This is a genomic window from Escherichia sp. Lx600-2 (assembly GCF_036662595.1).
Lineage (GTDB): Bacteria > Pseudomonadota > Gammaproteobacteria > Enterobacterales > Enterobacteriaceae > Escherichia > Escherichia coli.
In genome coordinates, this window is the sequence record NZ_JAYQWM010000011.1 from 79,790 (window position 1) to 89,026 (window position 9,237).

Here is a 9,237-nt window from a genome sequence, read left to right on the forward strand (position 1 = left end):
CAGAGAAAGCGCATGACAACCTTAAGCTGTAAAGTGACCTCGGTAGAAGCTATCACGGATACCGTATATCGTGTCCGCATCGTGCCAGACGCGGCCTTTTCTTTTCGTGCTGGTCAGTATTTGATGGTAGTGATGGATGAGCGCGACAAACGTCCGTTCTCAATGGCCTCGACGCCGGATGAAAAAGGGTTTATCGAGCTGCATATTGGCGCTTCTGAAATCAACCTTTACGCGAAAGCAGTCATGGACCGCATCCTCAAAGATCATCAAATCGTGGTCGATATTCCCCACGGAGAAGCGTGGCTGCGCGATGATGAAGAGCGTCCGATGATTTTGATTGCGGGCGGCACCGGGTTCTCTTATGCCCGCTCGATTTTGCTGACAGCGTTGGCGCGTAACCCAAACCGTGATATCACCATTTACTGGGGCGGGCGTGAAGAGCAGCATCTGTATGATCTCTGCGAGCTTGAGGCGCTTTCGTTGAAGCATCCTGGTCTGCAAGTGGTGCCGGTGGTTGAACAACCGGAAGCGGGCTGGCGTGGGCGTACTGGCACCGTGTTAACGGCGGTATTGCAGGATCACGGTACGCTGGCAGAGCATGATATCTATATTGCCGGACGTTTTGAGATGGCGAAAATTGCCCGTGACCTGTTTTGCAGTGAGCGTAATGCGCGGGAAGATCGCCTGTTTGGCGATGCGTTTGCATTTATCTGAGATATAAAAAAACCCGCCCCTGACAGGCGGGAAGAACGGCAACTAAAACTTTATTCAGTGGCATTTAGATCTATGTCGCATCCGGCATTCGGCACACGATGCCTGATGCGACGCTGGCGCGTCTTATCAGGCCTACATTGGTGCCGGATCGGTAGACCGGATAAGGCGTTCACGCCGCATCCGGCAAGTGGTTAAACCCGCTCAAACACCGTCGCAATACCCTGACCCAGACCGATACACATCGTCGCCAGACCAAACTGAACGTCTTTGTGTTCCATCAGATTCAGCAGCGTGGTGCTGATACGCGCACCGGAACAACCCAGCGGATGACCCAGCGCGATCGCGCCACCGTTGAGGTTGATCTTCTCGTCAATCTGCTCAATTAGTCCCAGATCTTTAATACATGGCAGGATCTGCGCGGCAAAGGCTTCATTCATTTCAAACACGCCGATATCACTGACAGAAAGCCCCGCTTTTTTCAGCGCCAGCTTCGAGGCCGGAACCGGGCCGTAACCCATGATCGATGGGTCACAACCAACGACCGCCATCGAACGCACACGAGCGCGCGGCTTAAGACCTAATTCATGGGCGCGGCTTTCACTCATCACCAGCATGGCAGCTGCGCCATCGGAAAGTGCAGAAGATGTGCCCGCCGTTACCGTACCGTTTACTGGATCAAACGCCGGACGCAGCGTGGCGAGGGCTTCCACGGTGGTTTCCGGGCGAATCACTTCGTCGTAATTAAACTGCTTCAGGACGCCGTCGGCATCGTGACCACCAGTTGGGATGATTTCATTTTTAAATGCGCCCGACTGCGTGGCGGCCCAGGCGCGGGCGTGTGACCGCGCGGCAAAGGCATCCTGCATTTCACGGCTGATACCGTGCATACGCGCCAGCATTTCTGCCGTTAAGCCCATCATGCCCGCCGCTTTGGCGACATTGCGGCTCAGGCCAGGGTGAAAATCGACGCCGTGACTCATCGGCACATGGCCCATATGCTCCACGCCGCCAACCAGACATGCCTGCGCATCGCCGGTCATGATCATTCGTGCTGCGTCATGCAGTGCCTGCATGGATGAACCACACAAGCGATTGACAGTAACCGCCGGGACAGAGTGCGGCACTTCTGCCAGCAGCGCCGCGTTACGGGCGATATTAAAACCCTGCTCCAGCGTCTGCTGCACACAACCCCAGTAAATATCGTCGAGGGCCGCCGCTTCCAGCGCCGGGTTACGCGCCAGCAGGCTACGCATTAAATGAGCGGAGAGATCTTCTGCACGCACGTTACGAAAAGCACCGCCCTTCGAACGGCCCATCGGGGTGCGAATTGCATCGACAATGACAACCTGTTCCATTGTGACTCCTTAAGCCGTTTTCAGGTCGCCAACCGGACGGGCTGGCTCAACCGGGGGATAGTACGGTTCATTATGACGCGCTTTATTACGCAGACCTTCCGGCACTTCATACAGCGGGCCGAGGTGCTGATATTGCTGTGCCATATCGAGGTATTTCGCGCTGCCGAGGGTGTCCAGCCAGCGGAACGCGCCGCCGTGGAACGGAGGGAAGCCCAGGCCGTAGACCAGCGCCATATCCGCTTCTGCCGGAGTGGCGATAATGCCTTCTTCCAGACAACGCACCACTTCGTTGACCATCGGGATCATCATGCGGGCGATAATCTCTTCTTCGCTGAAATCGCGCTTCGGCTGGCTGACTTCTGCCAGCAGGTCGTCAACAGCGGCGTCTTCTTCTTTCTTCGGCTTACCTTTGCTGTCTTCTTTATAACGCCAGAAACCGAGGCCGTTCTTCTGACCAAAGCGGTTGGCATCAAACAGCGCGTCGATGGCATCGCGATAATCTTTCTGCATCCGCTGCGGGAAGCCCGCTGCCATGACTGCCTGAGCGTGATGCGCGGTGTCAATGCCCACCACATCCAGCAGGTATGCCGGACCCATCGGCCAGCCAAACTGTTTTTCCATCACTTTGTCGATCTTGCGGAAATCCGCGCCGTCGCGCAGCAACTGGCTGAAACCGGCGAAATACGGGAACAGCACGCGGTTGACGAAGAAGCCGGGGCAGTCGTTAACCACAATCGGCGTCTTGCCCATCTTGCTCGCCCAGGCGACGACTTTCGCGATGGTTTCGTCAGAGCTTTTCTCGCCGCGAATAATTTCCACCAACGGCATCCGGTGGACCGGGTTAAAGAAGTGCATTCCGCAGAAGTTTTCCGGACGCTCCAGCGCGTTGGCCAGTTCGCTGATAGGAATGGTTGAAGTGTTAGACGCCAGCACGGTATCCGGGCGTACTTTCTGCTCGGTTTCTGCCAGTACGGCTTTTTTCACTTTCGGGTTTTCGACAACCGCTTCTACCACAACATCCACGCGGTCAAACCCGGCGTAGTCGAGCGTTGGGTGGATTGTAGAGATCACGCCAGCCAGTTTCAGACCATCGATCTTGCCGCGCTCAAGCTGCTTGTTCAGCAGTTTCGCGGCTTCGGTCATGCCGAGGGTTAACGACTTGTCGTTGATATCTTTCATGACAACCGGCACGCCTTTCCACGCAGACTGGTAAGCGATGCCGCCGCCCATAATGCCTGCGCCCAGCACAGCGGCCTGTTTCGGGGTTTCAACGTCTTTGGTGAGTTTCTTCGCTTTGCCTTTTACATATTGATCGTTAAGGAATATGCCGACCAGTGCGCGAGCTTCGTTGGTATGCGCCAGCGGGACAAAACTTTTGTTTTCCAGGTTTAGAGCTTCTTCACGACCAAAACGGGCCGCAGCTTCAATGGTTTTTACTGCGGTGATGGGGGCCGGATAATGTTTCCCCGCCGTTTGTGCGACCATCCCTTTAGCGATGGTGAAGCTCATGGTAGCTTCAATCTTGCTCAGTTTTAGCGGTTCCAGCTTCGGCTGACGTTTCGCTTTCCAGTCGAGGTCGCCGTTAATGGCCTGGCGTAAAATCGCCATCGCCCCTTCAATCAGTTTTTCTGCTTTGACTACGCCATCCACCAGACCGATTTTCAGCGCCTGATCCGCGCCGACATCTTTACCGGCGGCAATGATTTCCAGCGCACTGTCAGCGCCCAGCATACGTGGCATACGTACAGAACCGCCAAAGCCCGGCATGATGCCCAGTTTGGTTTCCGGCAGACCGATGCGCAGATCCGGCGTCGCCAGACGGTAATCGGTCGCCAGCACGCATTCGCAGCCACCGCCCAGCGCATAGCCATTGACGGCAGCAATGGTCGGCACCGGCAGATCTTCCAGGCGATTAAACACGCTATTGGCAAAGTGCAGCCACTGACTTAACTGTTCTTCAGGAACGAGGAACAGGGACAAAAATTCGGTGATATCAGCACCGACGATAAAGGCTGCTTTGTTCGAACGCAGCAGCAGCCCTTTTAGATCTGATTGCTGTTCCAGCACGCCGATGGCCTCGCCGAGGCTGGCGACGGTCGCAGTGTCGAGTTTATTAACTGAACCTGGGGCATCAAATACCAGTTCGGCAATGCCATCTTCCAGCCAGTCAAGGTACAGGGTGTCGCCTTTGTAAAGCATGTCAGTCTCCTGAATCCGCAAGGTGATCTGGTCGTACCAGATGAGTCGAAGTGTGTATTTTGTGTTAAAAATATGCAAATAAAAGATTAAAGAAATGCCGATCTGATCACGCTCGGCAGAAATCACGCTCTGGATGAACGATGTGCTAAGATGCGGAGACTTAAGGTCAAAAAAACAGAAGGGTAAAAAATGGAATCACTGGCCTCGCTCTATAAAAATCATATAGCTACCTTACAAGAACGGACTCGCGATGCGCTGGCGCGCTTCAAGCTGGATGCGTTACTTATTCACTCCGGCGAGCTGTTCAATGTTTTTCTCGACGATCATCCCTATCCGTTTAAAGTGAACCCGCAATTCAAAGCGTGGGTGCCGGTAACTCAGGTGCCAAACTGCTGGTTGCTGGTGGATGGCGTGAACAAGCCGAAACTGTGGTTTTATCTGCCGGTTGATTACTGGCACAACGTCGAACCGCTGCCGACCTCCTTCTGGACTGAAGATGTGGAAGTGATCGCGCTGCCGAAAGCCGATGGCATTGGTAGCCTGCTGCCTGCTGCGCGCGGCAATATCGGTTATATCGGTCCGGTGCCGGAGCGTGCGCTGCAACTGGGTATTGAGGCCAGCAACATCAACCCGAAAGGGGTTATCGACTACCTGCATTACTATCGCTCCTTCAAAACCGAGTACGAACTGGCCTGTATGCGTGAAGCGCAGAAAATGGCGGTCAACGGTCATCGTGCGGCAGAAGAAGCGTTCCGTTCTGGCATGAGCGAGTTCGATATCAACATTGCCTATCTGACCGCGACCGGTCATCGTGATACCGACGTACCTTACAGCAACATTGTGGCGCTTAACGAACACGCTGCGGTGCTGCATTACACCAAACTGGATCATCAGGCGCCGGAAGAGATGCGCAGCTTCCTGCTGGATGCCGGGGCCGAATATAACGGCTATGCCGCTGACCTGACCCGTACCTGGTCGGCAAAAAGTGACAACGATTACGCACAGCTGGTGAAAGACGTAAATGATGAACAACTGGCGCTGATCGCGACCATGAAAGCTGGCGTTAGCTATGTGGATTACCACATCCAGTTCCATCAGCGCATCGCCAAATTGCTGCGTAAACATCAAATCATCACCGATATGAGTGAAGAAGCGATGGTCGAAAACGATCTCACCGGACCGTTTATGCCGCACGGTATCGGCCATCCGCTGGGCCTGCAGGTGCATGACGTCGCCGGTTTTATGCAGGATGATAGCGGTACGCACCTCGCGGCACCGGCAAAATATCCGTACCTGCGCTGCACCCGTATTCTCCAGCCGGGCATGGTGTTAACCATCGAACCGGGTATCTACTTCATTGAATCGCTACTGGCACCGTGGCGTGAAGGGCAGTTCAGCAAGCACTTCAACTGGCAGAAAATTGAAGCACTGAAACCGTTCGGCGGCATTCGTATCGAAGACAACGTGGTGATCCACGAAAACAACGTGGAAAACATGACCCGGGATCTGAAACTGGCGTGATGGAAAGCTGGTTAATTCCTGCGGCACCGGTCACCGTCGTTGAAGAGATCAAAAAAAGCCGCTTCATTACGCTGTTGGCGCATACCGATGGCGTTGAGGCGGCGAAAGCGTTTGTTGAATCGGTGCGGGCAGAACATCCCGATGCCCGCCACCATTGTGTGGCGTGGGTGGCGGGTGCGCCGGATGATTCACAACAGTTGGGTTTCTCTGACGACGGGGAACCGGCGGGAACGGCAGGTAAACCGATGCTCGCCCAACTGATGGGCAGCGGCGTCGGGGAAATTACCGCCGTGGTGGTGCGCTACTACGGCGGCATATTGCTTGGCACCGGTGGGTTAGTGAAAGCGTATGGCGGCGGCGTGAATCAGGCGCTGCGCCAGCTAACGACCCAACGCAAGACGCCATTAACCGAATATACTTTGCAATGTGAATATAGTCAGTTAACCGGCATTGAAGCGTTGCTGGGGCAGTGTGACGGCAAAATTATCAACAGTGATTATCAGGCATTCGTTCTGCTGCGGGTGGCGCTTCCGGCGGCGAAAGTGGCTGAATTTTCCGCAAAGCTGGCGGATTTTAGCCGTGGTTCATTGCAATTGTTAGCGATTGAAGAATAATCCCCACTTCGTTTTGCAGAACTAAGGAAGCGGCAGAGATGCATTTTCGCGCCATTACCCGAATCGTTGGACTACTGGTCATCTTATTTTCAGGGACCATGATTATCCCTGGGCTGGTAGCACTCATCTACCGGGATGGAGCGGGCCGCGCTTTTACCCAGACCTTTTTTGTCGCCCTCGCCATTGGCTCTATGCTGTGGTGGCCGAACCGCAAAGAGAAGGGCGAACTGAAATCCCGTGAGGGGTTTCTGATAGTGGTGCTGTTCTGGACCGTGCTGGGTAGTGTCGGTGCGCTCCCTTTTATCTTCTCGGAAAGCCCGAACCTCACGATTACCGATGCGTTTTTTGAATCTTTCTCTGGCCTGACCACCACCGGGGCCACTACGCTGGTGGGGCTGGATTCGCTCCCTCATGCCATCCTCTTTTATCGCCAGATGCTGCAATGGTTTGGCGGGATGGGGATCATCGTGTTAGCGGTTGCGATACTGCCTATCCTCGGCGTGGGTGGGATGCAGCTCTATCGCGCAGAAATGCCCGGCCCGCTGAAAGATAACAAAATGCGCCCGCGAATTGCGGAAACGGCGAAAACCCTGTGGTTGATTTATGTCTTGCTGACCGTCGCCTGTGCGCTGGCGTTGTGGTTTGCCGGAATGGATGCCTTTGATGCCATCGGCCATAGCTTTGCGACTATCGCTATTGGCGGCTTCTCGACACATGATGCCAGTATCGGTTATTTCGACAGCCCGACTATTAACACTATCATTGCTATCTTCCTGCTGATCTCCGGCTGTAACTATGGTCTGCACTTTTCACTGTTAAGTGGGCGTAGTCTGAAGGTTTATTGGCGCGATCCGGAATTTCGCATGTTTATCGGCGTACAGTTTACGCTGGTGGTTATTTGTACCCTCGTACTGTGGTTTCATAATGTCTACAGTTCGGCGCTGATGACAATTAACCAGGCGTTTTTCCAGGTGGTATCGATGGCGACAACCGCCGGGTTTACGACAGACAGCATTGCCCGCTGGCCGCTCTTTTTGCCGGTACTGCTTTTATGTTCAGCTTTTATCGGCGGTTGTGCCGGGTCAACGGGCGGTGGCCTGAAAGTGATCCGCATCCTGCTGCTGTTTAAGCAGGGGAACCGTGAGCTGAAACGACTGGTGCATCCGAACGCCGTCTATAGCATTAAGCTGGGGAATCGCGCACTGCCGGAACGTATCCTCGAAGCCGTCTGGGGATTTTTCTCCGCCTATGCATTGGTGTTTATTGTCAGTATGCTGGCGATTATCGCCACGGGCGTGGATGACTTTTCTGCCTTTGCCTCGGTTGTTGCGACATTGAATAACCTGGGGCCAGGGCTTGGCGTGGTTGCTGATAACTTTACCAGCATGAACCCGGTGGCTAAATGGATCCTGATTGCCAACATGCTGTTTGGCCGCCTCGAGGTCTTTACATTGCTGGTGCTCTTTACCCCGACTTTCTGGCGTGAATGATGGAGTAATACGTGAAAACATTAATTCTTTTCTCAACAAGGGACGGACAAACGCGCGAGATTGCCTCCTACCTGGCTTCGGAACTGAAAGAACTGGGGATCCAGGCGGATGTCGCCAATGTGCACCGCATTGAAGAACCACAGTGGGAAAACTACGACCGTGTGGTCATTGGTGCTTCTATTCGCTATGGTCACTACCACTCTGCGTTCCAGGAATTTGTCAAAAAACATGCGACGCGACTGAATTCGATGCCGAGCGCCTTTTATTCCGTAAACCTGGTGGCGCGCAAACCGGAGAAGCGTACTCCACAGACCAACAGCTACGCGCGGAAGTTTCTGATGAACTCGCAATGGCGTCCCGATCGCTGCGCGGTCATTGCCGGGGCGCTGCGTTACCCACGTTATCGCTGGTACGACCGTTTTATGATCAAGCTGATTATGAAGATGTCAGGCGGTGAAACGGATACGCGCAAAGAAGTTGTCTATACCGATTGGGAGCAGGTGGCGAATTTCGCCCGAGAAATCGCCCATTTAACCGACAAACCGACGCTGAAATAAGCATAAAGAATAAAAAATGCGCGGTCGGAAAATTATTTTAAATTTCCTCTTGTCAGGCCGGAATAACTCCCTATAATGCGCCACCACTGACACGGAACAACGGCAAACACGCCGCCGGGTCAGCGGGGTTCTCCTGAGAATTCCGGCAGAGAAAGCAAAAATAAATGCTTGACTCTGTAGCGGGAAAGCGTATTATGCACACCCCGCGCCGCTGAGAAAAAGCGAAGCGGCACTGCTCTTTAACAATTTATCAGACAATCTGTGTGGGCACTCGAAGATACGGATTCTTAACGTCGCAAGACGAAAAATGAATACCAAGTCTCAAGAGTGAACACGTAATTCATTACGAAGTTTAATTCTTTGAGCATCAAACTTTTAAATTGAAGAGTTTGATCATGGCTCAGATTGAACGCTGGCGGCAGGCCTAACACATGCAAGTCGAACGGTAACAGGAAGAAGCTTGCTTCTTTGCTGACGAGTGGCGGACGGGTGAGTAATGTCTGGGAAACTGCCTGATGGAGGGGGATAACTACTGGAAACGGTAGCTAATACCGCATAACGTCGCAAGACCAAAGAGGGGGACCTTCGGGCCTCTTGCCATCGGATGTGCCCAGATGGGATTAGCTAGTAGGTGGGGTAACGGCTCACCTAGGCGACGATCCCTAGCTGGTCTGAGAGGATGACCAGCCACACTGGAACTGAGACACGGTCCAGACTCCTACGGGAGGCAGCAGTGGGGAATATTGCACAATGGGCGCAAGCCTGATGCAGCCATGCCGCGTGTATG

General features: G+C 53.9%; 7 protein-coding genes and 1 rRNA gene. 6 read left to right on the forward strand and 2 right to left on the reverse strand.

Annotated features, from left to right (window positions below; translation table 11 throughout):
* Nucleotides 1-12: 12 nt before the first annotated feature.
* On the forward strand, nt 13-714 hold the full coding sequence (gene fre, locus OQV04_RS06495; RefSeq protein WP_000209826.1) for an NAD(P)H-flavin reductase: 702 nt from the start codon (nt 13-15) through the stop codon (nt 712-714).
* A gap of 191 nt (nt 715-905) precedes the next feature.
* On the opposite strand, the gene fadA is transcribed toward fre, so the two are convergent.
* Both fadA and fadB read right to left on the reverse strand, forming a co-directional pair.
* Entirely contained in the window at nt 906-2,069 is a 1,164-nt protein-coding gene (gene fadA, locus OQV04_RS06500) for an acetyl-CoA C-acyltransferase FadA (protein WP_000438736.1), read from the reverse strand.
* Nucleotides 2,070-2,078: 9 nt separating this feature from the next.
* The gene (gene fadB / locus OQV04_RS06505) at nt 2,079-4,268 is read right to left on the reverse strand and encodes a fatty acid oxidation complex subunit alpha FadB (protein ID WP_001612082.1); all 2,190 of its coding nucleotides are present in this window, start codon (nt 4,266-4,268) and stop codon (nt 2,079-2,081) included.
* 189 nt (nt 4,269-4,457) lie between these two features.
* On the opposite strand from fadB, the gene pepQ reads away from it, so the two are divergent.
* The 5 genes from pepQ to OQV04_RS06530 form a co-directional block, all read left to right on the forward strand.
* A complete protein-coding gene (gene pepQ, locus OQV04_RS06510; RefSeq protein ID WP_000444561.1) occupies nt 4,458-5,789 on the forward strand; it encodes a Xaa-Pro dipeptidase in 1,332 nt (443 codons plus the stop codon).
* Nucleotides 5,789-6,403, forward strand: a complete 615-nt coding sequence (locus OQV04_RS06515) for an IMPACT family protein (protein WP_001295262.1) — start codon at nt 5,789-5,791, stop codon at nt 6,401-6,403. Before pepQ ends, OQV04_RS06515 begins: the two co-directional genes overlap by 1 nt.
* Nucleotides 6,404-6,441: 38 nt before the next feature.
* Nucleotides 6,442-7,893, forward strand: coding sequence for a Trk system potassium transporter TrkH (trkH, locus tag OQV04_RS06520; protein ID WP_000545677.1), 1,452 nt, complete (start codon nt 6,442-6,444; stop codon nt 7,891-7,893).
* An 11-nt stretch (nt 7,894-7,904) separates the two neighbouring features.
* Nucleotides 7,905-8,450, forward strand: a complete 546-nt coding sequence (gene hemG / locus OQV04_RS06525) for a menaquinone-dependent protoporphyrinogen IX dehydrogenase (RefSeq protein WP_000853959.1) — start codon at nt 7,905-7,907, stop codon at nt 8,448-8,450.
* 377 nt (nt 8,451-8,827) lie between these two features.
* Nucleotides 8,828-9,237 (forward strand): 16S ribosomal RNA (locus OQV04_RS06530); the annotation flags it as partial.